The organism is Luteolibacter sp. Y139 (assembly GCF_038066715.1).
Taxonomy (GTDB): Bacteria; Verrucomicrobiota; Verrucomicrobiia; order Verrucomicrobiales; family Akkermansiaceae; genus Haloferula; species Haloferula soli.
The window spans coordinates 1,115,823-1,132,589 of the sequence record NZ_JBBUKT010000001.1 but is presented as its reverse complement, the minus strand read 5'-3'; the positions used below and the strand labels follow the sequence as shown (position 1 = coordinate 1,132,589).

At 62.1% G+C, this 16,767-nt stretch carries 18 protein-coding genes and 1 tRNA gene; 10 read left to right on the top strand and 9 right to left on the bottom strand.

The window, feature by feature from the left end:
* Positions 1-141: 141 nt before the first annotated feature.
* Positions 142-921 carry a tRNA pseudouridine(38-40) synthase TruA gene (gene truA / locus WKV53_RS04725; RefSeq protein WP_341403199.1) on the bottom strand — a complete coding sequence of 260 codons (780 nt, stop codon included), beginning with the start codon at positions 919-921 and terminating at the stop codon, positions 142-144.
* 60 nt (positions 922-981) lie between these two features.
* Here truA and WKV53_RS04720 point away from each other — a divergent pair, with 60 nt between their 5' ends.
* Positions 982-1,299, top strand: a complete 318-nt coding sequence (locus WKV53_RS04720; RefSeq protein WP_341403198.1) for a DnaJ family domain-containing protein — start codon at positions 982-984, stop codon at positions 1,297-1,299.
* A 3-nt stretch (positions 1,300-1,302) separates the two neighbouring features.
* On the opposite strand, the gene WKV53_RS04715 is transcribed toward WKV53_RS04720, so the two are convergent.
* The gene (locus WKV53_RS04715; protein ID WP_341403197.1) at positions 1,303-1,527 is read right to left on the bottom strand and encodes a DUF4250 domain-containing protein; all 225 of its coding nucleotides are present in this window, start codon (positions 1,525-1,527) and stop codon (positions 1,303-1,305) included.
* 364 nt (positions 1,528-1,891) lie between these two features.
* On the opposite strand from WKV53_RS04715, the gene WKV53_RS04710 reads away from it, so the two are divergent.
* Complete coding sequence (locus WKV53_RS04710; RefSeq protein ID WP_341403196.1) at positions 1,892-2,038, top strand: hypothetical protein; 147 nt, start codon at positions 1,892-1,894, stop codon at positions 2,036-2,038.
* 25 nt (positions 2,039-2,063) lie between these two features.
* On the opposite strand, the gene WKV53_RS04705 is transcribed toward WKV53_RS04710, so the two are convergent.
* Together WKV53_RS04705 and WKV53_RS04700 are read right to left on the bottom strand one after the other, a co-directional pair.
* The gene (locus WKV53_RS04705; RefSeq protein WP_341403195.1) at positions 2,064-2,543 is read right to left on the bottom strand and encodes a hypothetical protein; all 480 of its coding nucleotides are present in this window, start codon (positions 2,541-2,543) and stop codon (positions 2,064-2,066) included.
* Between the two features lie 71 nt (positions 2,544-2,614).
* Positions 2,615-3,184, bottom strand: a complete 570-nt coding sequence (locus WKV53_RS04700) for a hypothetical protein (protein ID WP_341403194.1) — start codon at positions 3,182-3,184, stop codon at positions 2,615-2,617.
* A 6-nt stretch (positions 3,185-3,190) separates the two neighbouring features.
* Between WKV53_RS04700 and WKV53_RS04695 the strand changes: the two genes are divergently transcribed.
* Both WKV53_RS04695 and WKV53_RS04690 read left to right on the top strand, forming a co-directional pair.
* Positions 3,191-3,262: transfer RNA gene (locus tag WKV53_RS04695), tRNA-Val, on the top strand.
* 156 nt (positions 3,263-3,418) lie between these two features.
* Positions 3,419-4,777 (top strand): hypothetical protein, encoded by a 1,359-nt coding sequence (locus WKV53_RS04690; RefSeq protein ID WP_341403193.1) that lies wholly within the window; start codon positions 3,419-3,421, stop codon positions 4,775-4,777.
* Positions 4,778-4,792: 15 nt separating this feature from the next.
* On the opposite strand, the gene WKV53_RS04685 is transcribed toward WKV53_RS04690, so the two are convergent.
* Positions 4,793-6,571 carry an Hsp70 family protein gene (locus WKV53_RS04685; RefSeq protein WP_341403192.1) on the bottom strand — a complete coding sequence of 593 codons (1,779 nt, stop codon included), beginning with the start codon at positions 6,569-6,571 and terminating at the stop codon, positions 4,793-4,795.
* 233 nt (positions 6,572-6,804) lie between these two features.
* On the opposite strand from WKV53_RS04685, the gene WKV53_RS04680 reads away from it, so the two are divergent.
* Genes WKV53_RS04680 through WKV53_RS04670 form a run of 3 tightly spaced genes read left to right on the top strand, consistent with a single transcriptional unit; the run spans position 6,805 to position 10,588 of the window.
* Entirely contained in the window at positions 6,805-8,175 is a 1,371-nt protein-coding gene (locus WKV53_RS04680) for a sigma-54-dependent transcriptional regulator (protein WP_341403191.1), read from the top strand.
* Between the two features lie 12 nt (positions 8,176-8,187).
* Positions 8,188-10,002 carry a sensor histidine kinase gene (locus tag WKV53_RS04675; protein WP_341403190.1) on the top strand — a complete coding sequence of 605 codons (1,815 nt, stop codon included), beginning with the start codon at positions 8,188-8,190 and terminating at the stop codon, positions 10,000-10,002.
* Positions 9,986-10,588 carry a response regulator gene (locus tag WKV53_RS04670; RefSeq protein ID WP_341403189.1) on the top strand — a complete coding sequence of 201 codons (603 nt, stop codon included), beginning with the start codon at positions 9,986-9,988 and terminating at the stop codon, positions 10,586-10,588. Before WKV53_RS04675 ends, WKV53_RS04670 begins: the two co-directional genes overlap by 17 nt.
* 194 nt (positions 10,589-10,782) lie before the next feature.
* On the opposite strand, the gene WKV53_RS04665 is transcribed toward WKV53_RS04670, so the two are convergent.
* The 4 genes from WKV53_RS04665 to WKV53_RS04650 all read right to left on the bottom strand — a co-directional run bounded on the left by WKV53_RS04665 (position 10,783) and on the right by WKV53_RS04650 (position 12,424).
* Complete coding sequence (locus WKV53_RS04665; protein ID WP_169454664.1) at positions 10,783-10,887, bottom strand: AURKAIP1/COX24 domain-containing protein; 105 nt, start codon at positions 10,885-10,887, stop codon at positions 10,783-10,785.
* 40 nt (positions 10,888-10,927) lie between these two features.
* The gene (gene hisG, locus WKV53_RS04660; protein WP_341403188.1) at positions 10,928-11,815 is read right to left on the bottom strand and encodes an ATP phosphoribosyltransferase; all 888 of its coding nucleotides are present in this window, start codon (positions 11,813-11,815) and stop codon (positions 10,928-10,930) included.
* A gap of 70 nt (positions 11,816-11,885) precedes the next feature.
* Positions 11,886-12,188, bottom strand: a complete 303-nt coding sequence (locus WKV53_RS04655; protein ID WP_341403187.1) for a type II toxin-antitoxin system RelE/ParE family toxin — start codon at positions 12,186-12,188, stop codon at positions 11,886-11,888.
* Positions 12,185-12,424, bottom strand: coding sequence for a type II toxin-antitoxin system ParD family antitoxin (locus WKV53_RS04650; protein WP_341403186.1), 240 nt, complete (start codon positions 12,422-12,424; stop codon positions 12,185-12,187). Before WKV53_RS04650 ends, WKV53_RS04655 begins: the two co-directional genes overlap by 4 nt.
* Positions 12,425-12,569: 145 nt before the next feature.
* Here WKV53_RS04650 and WKV53_RS04645 point away from each other — a divergent pair, with 145 nt between their 5' ends.
* The 3 genes from WKV53_RS04645 (at position 12,570) to rpsA (ending at position 16,586) form a co-directional block, all read left to right on the top strand.
* Positions 12,570-13,799, top strand: a complete 1,230-nt coding sequence (locus WKV53_RS04645; RefSeq protein ID WP_341403185.1) for a lactonase family protein — start codon at positions 12,570-12,572, stop codon at positions 13,797-13,799.
* Between the two features lie 38 nt (positions 13,800-13,837).
* Positions 13,838-14,704, top strand: a complete 867-nt coding sequence (locus WKV53_RS04640) for a leishmanolysin-related zinc metalloendopeptidase (protein ID WP_341403184.1) — start codon at positions 13,838-13,840, stop codon at positions 14,702-14,704.
* Positions 14,705-14,876: 172 nt separating this feature from the next.
* The gene (gene rpsA / locus WKV53_RS04635; RefSeq protein WP_341403183.1) at positions 14,877-16,586 is read left to right on the top strand and encodes a 30S ribosomal protein S1; all 1,710 of its coding nucleotides are present in this window, start codon (positions 14,877-14,879) and stop codon (positions 16,584-16,586) included.
* The last annotated feature ends 181 nt before the right edge of the window (positions 16,587-16,767 follow it).

Here is a 16,767-nt window from a genome sequence, read left to right as displayed (position 1 = left end):
TGAAGCAATGGCCCGGCCTTTTCGTCTACAGCAAGCTGTCTGGCAGGGTTCTGGCGGCTGATGGCAGGCCGGCCGATGGCGGACGGCATGACTTTCCCGTGATAATGAAAATGTCCGATTTTCCCCCTCGGGAAAGATAGGTCAGTCTGGGGAATAAAACACCTTCCACAGGACAAGGCCATGGGCCGGGGCATTCATTCCGGCGACTCGGCGGTCCTGGGCATCGAGCATCAGCCTCACTTCCGATGCGGGAAAGCGCCCGTAGCCGACCTGCACCAGAGTGCCGACGATCCCGCGGCACATCTTGTAGAGAAATCCGCCGCCTTCGATGACGAAGGTCAGCTCCCGTCCCTGGCGGACGATATCGCAGCGGTTCAGCGTGCGCACCGCGTCCTCCAGCACGTCGCCACGGTTGGCGGTGAAGGCGCGAAAGTCCTGCCGGCCGATGAAATGGGTGGCGGCCTCGCGCATCGCCGCCAGATCGAGCGGGCGGGGGACGTGCCAGGCCTGCGTCCTCAGTAGCGGGTTCATCACCGGATCATTCCAGACCCGGTAGCGGTACTGCTTTCCGGAGGCGCCGAAGCGGGCGTGGAAGGATGCCGGGACTCGCGCGGCTGACATGACCCGGATGTCCTCGGGCAGGCCGGCATTGATCGCCAGTGCCAGATGCCGGGGTGGCATGTGAAATTGGTCCGCGGGGATTTCGAAGTGAGCTACCATCCCACGGGCGTGGACCCCGGCATCGGTGCGGCTGGAGCTTTCCACCCGTGGCGCGGCGGCGAAGAGCTTGGCCAATGCGGCCTCCACCTGGTCCTGCACACCCAGACCCGAGCGCTGCGACTGCCAGCCCTTCCAGGCCGTGCCATCGTAGGCGAGGGTCAGCTTGAACTTCAGCAGGCGCACCCGGCCTTGAAACACCACTGCGCCGTTGAAAGCAACGGCGGCTTGGAAATGCGCCGGACTCCGCTAGCTTCCCCGCGCATGTCCGCCCTTTCCAAGCTCGGTGAAGCGCGCATCGACGAGGCCATCGCCTCGGGCGAGTTGACACCTCCGCCGCCGGGCGCTGCGCTCGACCTTGAGGCCTATTTTCAGGCTCCGGAAGGTTGGCGCTCAGCCTTTGCGATGTTGAAGGGGAATGGCTTTGCTCCTCCCGAAATCGAACTCCTCAAGCAGGCGGAGAAACTGGAGGGCCAGCTTGCCGATAGCGGCGATGCTGCGGAACGGATGCGCTTGCAACGGGAAATCGACGAGCTTCGCGTGGGCTTCCGCATGGCCATCGAACGGATGCGCCGCGATTGATTTTCAGCGGAATTGGTTCTGTGCCGCCTGATACTCGTAGCCGACCTTCGCCATCTTCTCCGTCAGCTTCTTGGGATCCAGCCCGTGGGTCTTCACGAGGTCGTCCAGCGAGTCGCAGTGGTTCCGCAGCTCGGTATTGAGCAGGCCTAACAGGAGGTGCGGGTCCATGCGGAGGTATTTGGAGAGATCCACGCCGCGGAAGCTGGCCGGAGCGGTGCTTGCCGGCAAGTTCGGGCAGCGGTCACAGCAGATGAAATGCTATTTTAATAGCATTTGGCTTGCGGTCCGGGACCTGATGTGCTGTTTTTCCAGCATGAAAAGTATGCGGGTGATTCGCGTGGCCGTTTTGCTGTTGGTAGCTTCGCAGTTTTCCAGCTGCACGTGGTTACTCGGACTGAACCACCGATCGGAGCCATTCCAGCGTCCGTCTGCGGCGCCACCGGCACGGAAGCCTGCGCCTGGACCGGAAAAGCCACCCGGGCCTCAGCCGGAACTTGGGCCCAAGCCGACTCCCAATCCCACTCCTGAGCCTCAGCCCCAGCCTGAGCCTCAGCCGCCTGCTCCAACGCCACCCGACAGGAAGAACGTCCCGGTGGCGCGAGCCGTGCCGGGTAAGCCGGGCTTCGTTTTCAGCCCGTTTAACAACAAGGTGCTCGACGTGGACGGCGTCCCGAGCGGCCGGCTGATGGCCGATCCGACCTATCCTCCTGAGGAGAAGAAGTACTTCCGCGTCCCTTAAGCGGACTAGGGCCGTCTGACCGGGCTCACGACTTCGGCTCGAGAGGCTTGTCCCGGTCGAGGCCGTAGTCGTCAGCCAGATTGTCGTGGGTGTGGTTGACGAATACCGATTGGCCAAGCGGGTGCACGTCGCCGAGCACCTTCTTGATGGCCCTTCGCCACAGGTCGACCATTTGGGTGGCCGCCTGCGCAGCGAGGATCACGGACGAAGGATTCGACTGGTGCAGGAAATGGGCCTCATTTTCCACTGAGGCTTCCTCTTCTTCGATGTGGCGGAGCAGGGTCTCGATCTTCGCGAGCCGCACGTCATCCGGCTCACCGCGGGCGACCGATTCCTCGATGTTGCGCTTCAGGGCGTTGTCCTCCACCCGCAGCGCGTCGTAGCGCTTCTTCAAATCATAGGCGGCAGGCATGCCGATCTCGGCGATTTCCAAGCCGAGTGCATCCAGCTTGGCATCTACCTCGGCGATCTTGGTGGCTAGCGGCGAAAGGTTCTCGGTGTTCATCGGCAATCGGGGCAAAAGTTCACCTTTCACCCTAACGCCTGTCCCGGCGATTCACCACGCCTTTTTCTCGCTCACCCTTCGGCGTGCGGAAAAATCACTGCCACGCGGTCGATCCCCTGCTTGGCGAACTCGTCCCAGTAGCGCTTCTCGATGTCCCGGGTCTGGGCGCGCCGGTCCTCCTCGGTCATCTTTTGCCACGCGGCCATCCCGATGACTTTTACCAGGTCGCGGTCGGCGAGGCGGATGACCAGTTCTTCCCAGAACGACTCGTTGCGGAACTCATCGTAGCACTGCTGGAAGAACGAGCTTTCCTGGTATTCGGTCGAGAGGTGGTGGCGTTGCTTTTCTTCGTCGAAGTCGACGTGCTCGCCGAGTCCGGCGTGCTTGGCCTTTTCCAAGACCTTGTTCTCCAGTGCCTCGTAGGCCGAGATGCCTTCTTCCGCGCCGGGGCGCTCGTTCCAGGACGCGACTTCGGCGGCCAGGCTGACCATTTCGACCAAGGTGCCGAGTTCTTCTTCCGTGAAACGCAGGTGCATGTTCGAGGCGCGGGAGAGAACCACCGCTCCATGCAACCCGCAAGCCCGCAACCACTCCGCGCTTGCGCCGTCCGTGGCATCGGGGAAGACTGCGCCCGTCTGCACGGAAATGCGCGAGTAGCTCAGCGGTAGAGCAACCCGTTTACACCGGGTCGGTCGGCGGTTCGATCCCGTCCTCGCGTACGTGCTGGTTGGAAGTTCCGGGTGGGAAGTTCGGAATGCGGGGGTGAATGGCGTGGAAATGCCGTCCTTGGGTCGATTCTTGTCCTTGTCGATAATCCGGCGGATCATTTAATCACAGTCGGTCCAGACTTCAGCTCCACCTCCCATCAGACACCTATGAAGCCCTCCCCGCGGCCACGCCTTGCATCCCTGATTCTCGGTATCTCGATTCCCGCGATCCTTTTCTCAGGAAGCGTCATCGCGGGTGAATTGGACGACCTGCTCTCTCCCGACAAAGCCAAGGCGAAGCTGGTGGATGCCAGTGCGACCGAGGCATGGAACGGAGTGGTGGATGCATTCCGCAGGAACGATCTGGAGAAGGCCCGCGAACTCGGAAACGCCTTTTTGCAAGGCGACTACAAGACCAGCCCCTATCAACTGCTCGGCGTGCAGGTGATGCTGGATCTGGCCAACGCGGAGAATCCAACCGTCACCAAGGACGCCGCCCTGACCGTCGAAATGAAGCGGCTGATGTCCGAGCGTGATGCGCTCCGGACCAAGCATGCCAACCTGCAGGCGGCCATTAACGAGGCCGACGCGACGATCAACCGCTTGACCAACAACCGTACCCGGCCGGTGCAAGAGGGGACGGCTGCATTCCGCGAGTGCAGCCGGGCCTCCGAACAGATGAGGGCGGCTAGCGCTGAATTGGAGGCGATGAAGCCGGAGATCGAGGCAAACAAGGTCAAGGTCGGCAACGTCGAGGTGGGAACCAACGAGAAGCTCAAGGCCGATACTTTGAAACTGCTGGATATGCTGGTCCAGGCGGATGAAATCGAAGCCGCTTTCGCGGTCACGAATGTTTTCACCCGGGTCGTGGGCAACGATCTCGATATCGCCAAAAAGCAGCAGGACGTGATCCGCCTGCGTGAGGATCAGAAGCAAGCCGAGAAGATCGCATCCGTGATCTCCGGCGAGATCGAACCGTTGATTGCGGTCGGCAAGGGCGAGGAAGCCGAGACCAAGTTGAACCAGTTGATCGCGAAGGTGGAAGCCAGTGATCAAACTGCCTCCGTCAAAAGGATGACCCTCGTGAAGCTCAAGGTTCTCGGCATGAAAGTGGATTCCGCCAGGGACGGCGAGAGCCGCGGGCAGGCAGTGAGTGCCAGCGAGATGGCCGAGATCGGCAAGCGCCTGGACGTCCTTGAGAAGAAGCTTGAGGATGCCCAGGATTTCTTCGGGACACTGGTTCGCTCCATCGATGGGTTCTCCGATTTCAGCAGTGATTTCAAAGCCGAGTCCGACCGGGAAAAGGTTACGACCAGCCTTCGTGAGAAGGTGAAATCGGGTGCGGTCAGCAAGGAGAAGGTGGACAACCTCATCAAGGCGAAGTCCCAGCATGCGGGAATCCTGCGAGAGGTGGAGATCCTCCAAACGGCCGCGCCCAAGCTTGGCGTCGTTCAAAGAGGACGATTGGCGAATCTCCAGGAAACCGCGAAAACCGCGCTGGATCTGCTCAAGTCGGTGACGCCCTGAGCTACCGGACGCTAGTTACATTCTCCGCTCCAGCGCTTCCATCATCGCCTTCTCCACGAGCGCGGCGGCGAAGGCTTCGGTAGCCTTGTCGAGACGTTGCACCGCGGCCTTGAGCGGATTCGGCAGGCCCGCCGCGAGCGCTTCCCTTACCGTCACGGCAGCGTCTTCGATCTCGCGGCGTTCTTCTGCAGAAACAAGTTCGCCAGCGTCTGCCAGTGCTTGCTCCACGGCGGGCAGCAGTTCCTCCGCCTTGAGCTTCGCTTCGGTGAAAATCCGCTCCGCCATGTCCTCAAAGGCGTATTCGACCGACTCACCGACCATCTTCTCCACGGCCTCGTCATCGACATTCACGGCCGCACTGCGGATCTCGACGATCGTGTCACGGCCGGTGGTCACGTCGCGCGCGAGGGCTTCTAGAATGCCGTTTTCATCGATGCGGAATTGCACTCCGACCCGTGCCTGGCCTTTCGGCGCGGGCTCGAATGGCACTTCGAAGCAGCCGAGCTCCCAATTGTCGCGGGCCATCTCGCGCTCGCCCTGAAGCACGCGGACACGCATCGAGGCTTGGCCGGCGGCGGCGTTGGTGAACATCTCGCCTGCCTTGCACGGGATGGTCGTATTGCGCGGGATGAGCACGTTCATCAGCCCGCCGAAGGTTTCGATGCCGAGGCTGAGCGGCGTCACATCGAGCAGCACCATCTTGCGCAGCGTGCCGCCGAGTACGCCGGCTTGAATGGTGGCACCGAGCGCCACCGCTTCATCGGGATGCTGGGAAAGATCGGGCTCGCGGCCGAAAAGGTCCGCGACGGCCTTGCGGACGGCAGGGATGCGGGTGCTTCCACCGACCAGCACCACCGCATGGAGATCGGCGGCTGAAGTATTGGCATCCGCGAGCGCTTGCCGGCAGCAGGTGAGGGTGCGGGCGATCAAGGGCTTGGCCAGCTTCTCAAGATCATCTCGGGTGATCTCTTTCTCCAAGCTGCGGGACCCATCGTAAAAGGGAGCGCGGAAGGTCTCCGACTCGCGATCGGACAGCGCGCATTTGACCCGCTCCGCTTCGGCGATGAGCCGGACTTTGGCAGCCATGTCGAGCGCGTCGAAGTCCTCCACGCAGTGGCGGACCAGCTCGGCATCGAGGTCATCGCCGCCCAGTCGCGTGTCGCCACGGGTGGCGAGCACTTGGAAAACGCCGCCCTGCATTTCCAGCACCGAGAGATCGAAGGTCCCGCCGCCCAGGTCATAGACGGCGACCCGCGCGTGCTCATCGAGCTTGTCGAGGCCATAGGCTAATGCCGCCGCCGTGGGCTCGCTGACGATGCGGACCACTTCCAGCCCGGCGAGTTCCCCGGCGCGCTTGGTGGCCGCGCGCTGGGCGTCATTGAAATAGGCGGGCACGGTGATCACCGCTTTCTCCGCAGTGCGACCCAGCCGGAATTCGGCGATGCCCTTCAGCTCGCGCAGGATTTCCGCGCTGACTTCCTCCGGCGAGCGCCCGAGCACGCGGATCCCGCCATCGGCAGCACGCTCCATCGGCACGCAGAATTCGGCGTCCTCACCGAAGCGCCGGCCCATCAGCCGCTTCACGCTGGTGACGACCCGTCCGGGTTCGTTGGCGCGGCGGCGCAGGGCCCTCCGGCCAACCTCGGTCGATCCATCCGCCCCGAACCATACGGCGCTGGGCGTGATGCGGCGGCCTTCGGCGTCAGCGAGCAGGATCGGGAAGCCCGACTCGACCGCGCCGACCGCGGAATTGGTGGTCCCCAGATCTATCCCCAGAATCAGCTCGCCCGTCACGGGGAGAGGCTGGGGGGCGGTTGCGGACGGGTCAATTTTTCCGAGCAATGCGAGCTTGATCGCTGGGTCGTGCATATTGCACTTTGCAACCCATGCTTTTGGCAGGTGGCAACATGCACGATCGCGGCGCCTTGCCCTCCCTCATGGTCGGTCTCCAAGTCCATGAGGCTCAATACTGCCGCTGCAAGGCGCCCGGAAGGCATGCAGATTGTTAGGGAGTGTGACCCAACCCCATGGACATTCTCATCGTAGACGACGAAAAGTCGATTCGCCTCACCACGTCCCTCGCTCTCGAAGGGGAGGGTCATTATGTGGAAACCGCAGAGGACGGCGAATCGGCCCTCAAGCGCATCAAGGAAGAGAATTTCGACCTCGTGTTCCTCGACCTGAGGCTCGGCGACGAGGACGGCCTCGAGATCCTTACCCAGATGCTGAAGCTGCGGCCGCGGCAGCTGATCACGATTTTCACGGCCCACGCGTCGGTGACCACGGCGGTGAAGGCAACCCAGCTCGGTGCCTTTGACTATCTGGAGAAGCCGTTCACGCCCGACCAGCTCCGCGCGATCCTGGCCAAGGCGCACCGCGCCCTTCAGACCCGCCACGAAGTGGTGCGGCTGGAAGAAACCGTGCAGGAGCTGAAGAGCGAGGTTCGACACGGCGCGCCGCCGCTGCGCTTCACCTCGGAGGATGCGAAGACCAATGCGGAGCTCGAAACGCTTTTCCGAGCCGCCGCCTCGCCGGCTTCCGTGTTGATCCTTGGCGAAAGTGGCACCGGCAAGAGCGCCATCGCCCGCGAGGTGCATGATCGCAGCCACCTGCGCGACAAGCCGTTCGTCACCGTGAGCTGCCCCAGTCTCTCGAAGGAGCTGCTGGAAAGCGTGCTCTTCGGTCACGTGAAGGGCTCCTTCACCGGCGCGATCAAGGACACCTGGGGCAAGGTCCACGCAGCCGAAGGCGGCACGCTTTTCCTCGACGAGATCGGCGAGCTGCCGATGGAGATCCAGCCGAAGCTGCTGCGTCTCCTTCAGGAGCGCGAATACGAGCGGCTCGGTGAAAACAAGGTGCGCGAGAGCAATGTCCGCGTGATCGCCGCCACCAACCGCGACCTCGCCGCCTGTGTGGCCGCGGGAAGCTTCCGCGAGGACCTCTACTACCGCCTCAATGTCATCAGCGTCACCGTGTCACCGCTCCGCGAGCGTCGGGGCGACCTGCTGCGCTTCGCCGATGATTATCTTTCCTTCTTCTCCACCCAGATGGGCCGCAAGCTCGATGGCTTCTCGGAAAGCGGACGCCAGACTCTGATGCGTCACGCTTGGCCGGGCAACCTGCGCGAGCTGCGGAATGCGATCGAGCGCGCCGCCATCCTTTCACACGGCCCACAGGTCGAGGCCGCCGACTTGCCGACGCCGGTCGGTGTCGTGGAAGGAGCGAACGGCAGTCCGTCGCTTCCCATCATCGGTGGAGAACACAGCCTCGACGATCTCGAACAGGCGCACATGCGTGAGGTGCTTCGGTGGGCACCGACCCTCCAGGACGCAGCCGCCATCCTCGGCATCGACAAGGCCACCCTCTACCGCAAGCGGAAGCGCTTCGGCATGGACTGAAGCTTCCGCCACATGCTCCGCACCCGCCTGCTCTACGGCCTGCTTACCCTGATCCTGCTCCTCTGGAGCGTGGGTGCGGCGGCGCTGTTGCTGGTGCAGGATGCGAACAAGCGCTTCGCCGCCCTGAAGGAAGAGAACTTTCCGGTCATCCAGACGGCGCGGGGAATTCGCACGGATACCTCGACGCTCAATACCTACTACCTCCCGGCCCTGGCAGCGGAGGCGACGGGTGAGCCGGTCAGCGAGAGCACCTACAAGGAGAATCACGGGAAGCTCGCGGCCCGGATCGATTTCCTTCAAAGGAAGGGGACTGTCGATGCCCGGCGCAAGGAGGTGATCGAGAATCTGGTAGGCGCGTTCACGACCTATACCGAGGGCTACTCCCGTCTCTTCAACAATCCCCCTCAAAGCCGTGAGCAGCGCGCCGAGTTGCTGAGATACATCAGCGCCCAGAGCCAGCGGATTACCGATCTCACGGAAACCGTGCTCAATACCTCGGAGTCGCAGTTTGACCAAGGCGTCCAGCAGCTGAATAACGAGAAGGCCAAGAACACGCTCTTCGTCGTCACGCTCGTCACGCTGGGCACCGCCATCGCGGTGCTGATCTATTTCCAGCTCGTTCGCCAGCTGGTCCATCCGGTGGTCGGCTTGAAGCGGTCGATCGACGAGATCCGCAAGGGGAACTTCGAACTCACGTTGCCCGAGCCTTCGGCCGACAGTGAGTTCCGGGGTGTTGCCGCCGCGTTCAATGACATGGCTGCCGAGCTTCGCCAGCGGCGGGGCGAGACCAATGAGCGGCTCACGCGCACCCACCTGGTGAACCGTGCCATCCTCGAGGCGATCCCGTCGCCGGTGTTCGTGCTCAGCGATGACGGCCGCATCCTCCAGATCAATCCTGCCGCGGAGAAGCTGACCGAGGGCCTCGGCGTGGCCGGCCGCCTGCCGGCGAAGATCCAGCGGATTCTCGACGAAACGGGCCCGGGCGGAAACAACCACCTGCCGGAAGATCCGCGCGATGCCCTGCTGTTCCGCGTGGATGAGCGCGAGTTCTACTACCTTCCTCGTATCTTCCGTTTCACGTCGGAGGACGGGGTTCATTCCGGCCGCGCGATCCTGCTGCACAATGTCACCCGCATCCGCTGGCTGGATGACATGAAGACCAACCTGCTCTCCACGGTCAGCCACGAGATCAAGACGCCGCTCACCGGCATCCGCATGGTCTTGCACCTGATGCTGGAGGACCGGACGGGCAGCCTTTCCGATCGCCAGCGCATCATGGTCGGCTCTGCCAATGAAGACTGCGAGCGCTTGCTGGCGACGCTCAATGCGCTGCTCGAAATCTCCCGAGCGGAGAGCGGCACGACGCATCTGGAGCTCGCGCCGATCTCGTTGCCGGACGCCTTGGAGCGTGCCGAGCGGTTGTTTTTCCCGAAAGCCGGAGAGAAGGGGATTGTGTTCCGGCGCGAAATCCCCGCGAACCTGCCGGAAGTGAAGGCCGATTCCCTGCGCCTCGACGAGGTGGTGAACAACCTGGTTTCCAACGCGATCAAGCACAGCCCGAGCGGTGGGACGATCACGCTCAAGATCACCCGGCCGGAAGGCGATTTCATGCGGGCCTCGATCATCGACGAAGGCCCCGGCGTTCCCGCCTCCGCCCAGAACCGTATCTTCGAGCGCTTCTTCCGCGCTCCCGGGCAGGACACGGATGGCGTTGGCCTCGGACTGTTCATTTCCCGCGAGATCATGAGGGCGCACGAGGGGGGCATCGGCCTGTTGGAGCGAGCTGACAAGAAAACGGAATTCTACATTGATGTCCCGCTCGCCTGATACCGCCGACCGCCGCTTCAAGGTGCTGGTCGTGGATGACGAGCCGACCTTGCGCTTGGGATTTTCGTACGCCCTGGCGGACCACGATACCGACACCGCGGCGGGAGGGCGCGAGGCACTGATCAAGATCGGCGAGCAGAAGTATGACATGGTCATCCTCGACCTGCGGATGCCGGACATCGACGGCTTGCAGGTCATCGAAATGCTTCGCCGGCAGGATAATCTGCTGCCGGTGGTGCTATGCAGCGCAGCGCTCACGCCCAGCTCCGCCCTGCGGGCGATCACTGGCAATGTGGTGGATTTCCTGCTCAAGCCGGTGCGCCCGGCCGAGCTGCGCGGCGTGATCGAGCACGTCCTGTGTCCCGGGGAGGATCCGCTTTCCCAAGCCCTCTACAAGGCCCGGAACGGCTTCCTGAACCAGGCTATCCACCATCTGGAGACCGTGGCCGATCCGAACTCGCACGTCACGGTGTGGACCAGCGTGCTGCGCGCCATCCGGCTCGGCGGCTTGGAAGGGGAAGCAGCGGCCTTCGCCAAGCTGGAACGCGAGGGGCTGGATCAGCTCGCCTTCCGCGCCGAGGGCTGAAGGGGCGTTTGTTCGGGCAACCTCGCCATTTCTCCCGTAATTCCCGTATAGATACATACGGGAATAGTGAAGTTCACCGGCTGCGTCAGGATGCTGCGGATAGGTACGCGAAAGCAGGGATCCGGCGGAACCGGATCCCTGTCGGGAAGAACAGAGGATATTCAAGCACGGGGCACGCCCGTGGCACGCAAGCCTTAAGACTTGTAGCGGAGCCGCTTCTTGTGGCGGTTCTGCTTCATGCGCTTCTTGCGCTTGTGCTTGTTGATCTTCGTCTTACGGCGTTTCTTAAGCGAGCCCATGGTGGTGCTTGGGGTTACGGTTGGATAGGAAAGGGGTGGTTCAGGCGACGATCTTGTTGAGGGGGTACTCGATGATGCCTTCGGCACCGAGTTCCTTGAGCGTCGGGATGATGTCGCGGACGATCTTCTCGCAGATGACGGTCTCGACGGCGACCCAGCCCTCTTCGGAGAGTTGGGAAACGGTCGGCCGGCGCATCGCGGGGAGCTTTTCCAGCAGGGCGGGCAACTTGTCCGCCGGGAGATTCATTTTCAAGCCCACCTTGTCGCGGGCTTCGAGCGCGGCCTTCAGGAGAAGGGTCAGGCGGTCCATTTTCTGGCGCTTCCACGGGTCCGCCGCAGCGGCCTGGCTGGCGTAGAAGTGCGGGAAGGAGGTCAGCAGCGTGTCGACGATCCGCAGCTTGTTGGCCTTGATCGAGGAACCGGTCTCGGTGACATCGACGATCGCGTCGACGAGGTCGGGGACCTTCACTTCGGTCGCTCCCCAGGAGAACTCGACTTCGGCATTGATGCCCTTGGCCTTCAAATAGCGCTCGGTGATGGCGACGCCTTCGGTGGCGATGCGCTTGCCTTCCAAGTCTTCCGGCTTGCGGATCGGCGAGTCTTCCGGGACCACCAGCACCCACTGCGTCGGACGCGGGGTGGCACGGGAGTAGGGAAGTTCCACCAGATCCACGAGGCTACCGTCGAACTCGCTGGCCCAGTCGTAACCGGTGATACCGCAGTCGATGAATCCCTGGTCGATGTAGCGGGCAACTTCCTGGGCGCGAATCAGATAGAGATCCAGCTCCGGGTCGTTGGACGAGGGGCGGAGACCGCGCGAAGAGACGTATACCTCGTATCCGGCCTTCGCCAGAAGGTCGAGGGTCGGCCCTTCCAAGGAACCCTTGGGAATGGCCAGTTTCAGCGTCTTTTCAGTGGTCTCCGGCATCGCGGCGGGCGGCGGGGATAGCGGGCAAGACGCCGGGAGGCAAGGGAAGTTTTTAGAAGTCTGAAGCCCGTCACATGAGGTCTTCCGGCAGATGGCTGCCGAAGTCCATCGACCCGTGGAGCACTCGTAGCACTTCGATCCGGTCCGGTTGGGCGATGAAGAAGATCACGTGCCGCCGACACTTGGCGCTACGACAGTCCCTCCCGAATTCGGAGCGAGATCTGAAGGCGTCGGGCTTGGCCGCGATCCTTTCCAGCAGGTTCCAGATTCCGCCGAGGTAGTCTTCTTCTTGTTCCGACCCCCAATGTTCGAACGTATAATCGGCGATAGAGCCGAGATCGGCCACTGCCGCTGGGGAAAGGTCGAGTCTCATCGGCCTTGTCTCACCAGAGCCATGAACTCTTCTTTCGAGTTCACGGTGATCCGCTCGCCACGCTGGAGTTGTTCCATTCCCAGGTTTACCTCTGCCTGCAGCCTCTGGCGCAGGACATCGCGCTCGACCAACAGTCTCAAGGACTCCCTGACTACCTCGCTGGCGTTGTTATAGAGGCCGGATTCGACTCGGAGACGGACTTGCTCCTCAAGTGCAGGAGTAAGGGAAACGTGCATGGATTCTCTTACCACCGTTGGAAGAGTGCGACAATACGAAGATTGGCAATCTTTGGTTAGTGAAGAATTTGAATTCGGCCGCCGGAATCTCGTTACAAGGGGAGTTCTTGTCGTCGCCGCCGGTCTTGTTAACTTCTGCACCCTGATGAAATCCCATCTCCCCTCGGTCTTTCTCGCGTCCTGTTTTCTGGCGGCGCTCCCTGCGATGGCCGCTTCCGGCTCGGGAGGTGGGGTCGGTCCGGGAGAGGATTTCGCGCCTACGCCGGGCATCCCGGTGGAGCCTCCGGCCAAGCCGGGCCTGATCCAGACGCTGACCCACGAGGACTTCAGCGGGGTCACCAGCATCACGCTCGCGCCGGGCGGCAAGCACGCCTACGCCGCTTCCTTTCACAAGGGGCTGATCACCCTGATGGTCCGCAATCCGCTGTCCGGGCGACTGACCCATGTGAAATCCATCACGGCTGACCACTACGGCGGCGCGGTGTCGTTCCGGCTGTCCAAGGATGGCAAGCTCGGGGCTGCGTCCGCCTTCGGTTCGGAGTCTCTCATTCTTTTCAGCCGCGACCCTGAATCCGGGGCTCTCACCGAGACCGACCATGCCGGCGGTGCTGACAAGCCGATGGCCGGCCTCGGCTTCTGTATCGACAACGTGTTTTCGCCGGACGGGAAGTTCGTCTACGCGGTGGGGGCGGATTCCATCGTTTCCTTCAAGATCGTAGACGGAAAGCTGGTCCACGTTGAAACCCTCACCGAGGCGGTGGAGGCCGACGCCGAGGGGAATCCCAAGATGCCGAGGATGAGCGGCGCGCGCGGGGTGGCGGTCACTCCGGACGGGAAGACCTTGCTCTCTTCATGGAACAACTCCGGGGTGGTGCTGGTTCATTCGCGGGATCTCGAAACGGGGAAGCTCACTCTCTTGCAGTCGATCTCGAACGGCGCAGGAGCCGATGCGGGACTCTTGGGGGTGATGCACGTGACGGTCAGTCCGGACGGAGCCTTTGCTTACACTTCCAGTGGCCGGTTTGGCGGGGAAAATGCCGTGTGCGTCTTTTCGATTGAGCAGAAGACCGGAAAACTCAATTTCATCCAGTGTCTGACTGGCAAGGACTTGCCGCCGGATTATGATGGCGGGAATGAAATCGTCGTCTCGCCTGACGGCTTCCAAGTCGCCGTCGCCTGCACGCTCTCGGACTGCCTGACGCGCTTCAATCGTGACCCGGAGAACGGGAAGCTGACTGCGGGCAAGAGCTTCGCCTGCGGTCCGCCTGCCAATCCGGGGGCCTGCGGGGTGATCTATGATTCCACCGGCGGCCACATTCTAGTGGCGGACGAGAATTCAAGCAGCATCGTCGCTTTCCGGAACCTTACACGTTGATTGATATTTCGGATCAAAGGGTTAGCGTCGCGGCGCTGATGAACCCTCTCCCTTTGATTGCCGCGGCGCTCGTCCTGCCGGCCCAGGCGGTAACGCTCCTGAATCTGAACTTCGACGCAGGCGTCACCCAAGCCCAGCGGCAGCAATTTGAAGGTGCCGCGGCCTTTTGGAATTCGGCCATCGTGGGCTACGATCTGATCTACGACTCGAATGGTCAGGTTCGTCCCCACTCTTTGACGATCAATGTTTCGGTGCCGACTATCGACGGCGTTGGCGGGATTCTCGGGAGCGCCGGGCCTGAGACGGCCACCTATTACGATAATAACCCTATCGGAGCGCCGACCTTGGCGCTCCTCTACTCGGCGTCCGGCAGCATGCAGTTCGATGCCGCCGACGTGAACAGCATGATCTCCAACAACACCTTCTTCGGGGTGGTGCTGCATGAAATGGCCCACGTGCTGGGGATCGGGACGCTCTGGACCTACAATACCGACCTCGCAGGTGCCGGAACCTACAATCTCTACACGGTCGGCTCCGGCCAGTACTTCGGGCCCAACGCGCTCGCCGCGTGGCAAAACGAATTCGGCCAGCCCGGAGCGACCTACGTGCCGGTGGAGCTCGGCGGGGGCGCGGGCACGGCCAATGGCCACTGGAACGAGGTGGACGGGGGAGCGGGAAACACGGGATTCGTCAGCAATATCACCGGCTTGGATTTTTCCCGCGAGCTGATGACCGGCTGGGCCTCGAACCAGTTTTTCCTCTCCACGGTCACTCTCGGGGGGCTGGATGACCTCGGCTATGTGGTGGACTACTCGAAGGCCGGGCTGATTCCCGAGCCGGCGACCGCGATGCTCCTTGTGGCGGCTTCCGGGCTAGTGTTCCGCCGCCGCCGCAGAAGTCCCTGAAAACAGGGGTTTTTCGGCTTGCCAACCCGGTCCTGCGACCTAGGTTCGCCGCCCCGTTTCACCTTTCAGATTACCGGCGGGCAGTTGGAGCCCCGTGGCTCGCCGGTTCTTCCATCGGGGCAAATGTCGGAAGGAAAGCGAAACCAACAACCTAACCTCAAACCAAACCACCATGAGCATTAACGTGCTTGAATCCCCAACCAATCAGGAACTTGCCGATCTCATCGATTCCAAGTTCCGCGAGTTCCGCGAAGGAACCATCGTGAAGGGCACGATCATCGAGATCCGCCCGCAAGTCGTCCTCGTCGATATCGGCTACAAGTCCGAGGGCGCCATCCCATCGAATGAGTTCGAGGATGAAGAAATCGAAGCCGGCGACGAAGTCGAAGTGCTTCTCGAAAAGCTTGAGAACGACGAGGGCATGGTTGTCCTCTCGAAGGAAAAGGCTGCTCACAAGCAGAACTGGGAAAAGATCGTCAAGGTGTTCCAAGACGGCGGCCTCGTTCGCGGCAAGGTCAAGTCGGTCGTCAAGGGCGGTCTCACCGTCAATGTCGGCGTCGAAGCCTTCCTGCCAGGTTCGCAAGTGGACATCATCCCGCCGAAGGATCTCAACGAGTACGTCGGCAACATCTACGAATTCAAGATCGTCAAGGTCAACGACGAGCGGAAGAACATCGTTCTCTCCCGCCGCGAGGTCATCGAGGCCGAGCGTGCCGAGCTGCGCCAGCAGTTCCTGCGCACCGTCAAGGTCGGCGACAAGGTCACCGGCGCAGTCAAGAACATCACCGACTTCGGTGCGTTCGTCGACCTGCAGGGCATGGACGGCCTTCTCCACATCACCGACATGTCGTGGGGCCGCATCAACCATCCTTCCGAGATGCTCGTCATCGGCCAGCCGGTCGACGTCGTCATCCTGGATGTGGATCGCGAGAAGGAGCGCGTCTCCCTCGGCCTCAAGCAGATGTCCGACAATCCTTGGGAAGACATCGAGCGCAAGTTCCCGATCGGCTCGCACGTCAAGGGCAAGGTCACCAAGCTCCTGCCATACGGCGCGTTCATCGAACTCGAGCGCGGTGTCGAAGGCCTCGTCCACGTGTCCGAACTCTCCTGGGTCAAGCGCATCACTCGCCCGAGCGATGTTCTCGAACTCGGTCAGGAAATCGAAGCCGTCGTGCTCGGCATCTCCATCGAGGAGCAGAAGATCTCCCTCGGTGTCCGCCAGCTCGAGCCGAACCCATGGGACGAAATCGAAGTCCGCTACCCGATCGGCGCCACCATCAAGGGCCCGGTTCGCAACCTCACCGCTTACGGTGCGTTCGTGGAACTGGAAGAAGGCATCGACGGCATGGTCCACGTCTCCGACATGTCCTGGACCCGCAAGATCAATCACCCTTCCGAAGTTCTCAAGAAGAACGACGAAGTGGAAGCGATCGTGCTCTCCATCGACAAGGCCAACCAGCGCGTCTCGCTCGGCCTCAAGCAGCTTGAGGACGATCCATGGAGCCACATCGACGAGCGCTTCAAGGTGGGCGACCTCGTCAAGGGCACCGTGGCGAAGATCGCTTCCTTCGGCGCCTTCATCAGCCTCGATGGCGACATCGATGGCCTGATCCACATCTCGCAGCTCAGCGAAGACCACGTGGAGAAGGTGAAGGACGTGATCAAGGTGGGCGACGAAGTCGAAGCCCGCGTGATCAAGGTCGACAAGGTCGAGCGCCGCATCGGTCTCTCGATCAAGGCCGTCAACTACAGCGAAGCCGATCTCAAGAAGGAAAGCGCCAGCTTCGAAAGCCTGCGCCCGTCCTCCGAGATGGTGGGCCTCGAGCAGGCCTTCAACCTCGCCGCCTTCAAGGCCGAGGAGTGGAGCCCGTCCGAAGACTGATCCGCTGCGTCAGCAACGATTCCAAAAGCCGGGAGGGAAACCTCCCGGCTTTTTTGTGGCGCTGTGGTGGGGTCGGGATGGCGGCCGTCCGACCGTAGGAGCCGGACGCGGTTTCACGGGTTTTTCATGATCTGCCGGTAAGTCCCTCCTTGTAGGGAATTCTCCGTTTGTTAACGCTTAA

What these genes read in the sequence shown, in the direction of transcription:
- WKV53_RS04720 (WP_341403198.1), top strand. Translation starts at nt 982, where the DNA reads ATGTCCGCCCTTTCCAAGCTCGGTGAAGCGCGCATCGACGAGGCCATC.
- WKV53_RS04705 (WP_341403195.1), bottom strand. Translation starts at nt 2,543, where the DNA reads ATGAACACCGAGAACCTTTCGCCGCTAGCCACCAAGATCGCCGAGGTA.
- WKV53_RS04690 (WP_341403193.1), top strand. Translation starts at nt 3,419, where the DNA reads ATGAAGCCCTCCCCGCGGCCACGCCTTGCATCCCTGATTCTCGGTATC.
- WKV53_RS04680 (WP_341403191.1), top strand. Translation starts at nt 6,805, where the DNA reads ATGGACATTCTCATCGTAGACGACGAAAAGTCGATTCGCCTCACCACG.
- WKV53_RS04675 (WP_341403190.1), top strand. Translation starts at nt 8,188, where the DNA reads ATGCTCCGCACCCGCCTGCTCTACGGCCTGCTTACCCTGATCCTGCTC.
- WKV53_RS04670 (WP_341403189.1), top strand. Translation starts at nt 9,986, where the DNA reads ATGTCCCGCTCGCCTGATACCGCCGACCGCCGCTTCAAGGTGCTGGTC.
- WKV53_RS04665 (WP_169454664.1), bottom strand. Translation starts at nt 10,887, where the DNA reads ATGGGCTCGCTTAAGAAACGCCGTAAGACGAAGATCAACAAGCACAAG.
- hisG (WP_341403188.1), bottom strand. Translation starts at nt 11,815, where the DNA reads ATGCCGGAGACCACTGAAAAGACGCTGAAACTGGCCATTCCCAAGGGT.
- WKV53_RS04655 (WP_341403187.1), bottom strand. Translation starts at nt 12,188, where the DNA reads ATGAGACTCGACCTTTCCCCAGCGGCAGTGGCCGATCTCGGCTCTATC.
- WKV53_RS04650 (WP_341403186.1), bottom strand. Translation starts at nt 12,424, where the DNA reads ATGCACGTTTCCCTTACTCCTGCACTTGAGGAGCAAGTCCGTCTCCGA.
- WKV53_RS04645 (WP_341403185.1), top strand. Translation starts at nt 12,570, where the DNA reads ATGAAATCCCATCTCCCCTCGGTCTTTCTCGCGTCCTGTTTTCTGGCG.
- WKV53_RS04640 (WP_341403184.1), top strand. Translation starts at nt 13,838, where the DNA reads ATGAACCCTCTCCCTTTGATTGCCGCGGCGCTCGTCCTGCCGGCCCAG.
- rpsA (WP_341403183.1), top strand. Translation starts at nt 14,877, where the DNA reads ATGAGCATTAACGTGCTTGAATCCCCAACCAATCAGGAACTTGCCGAT.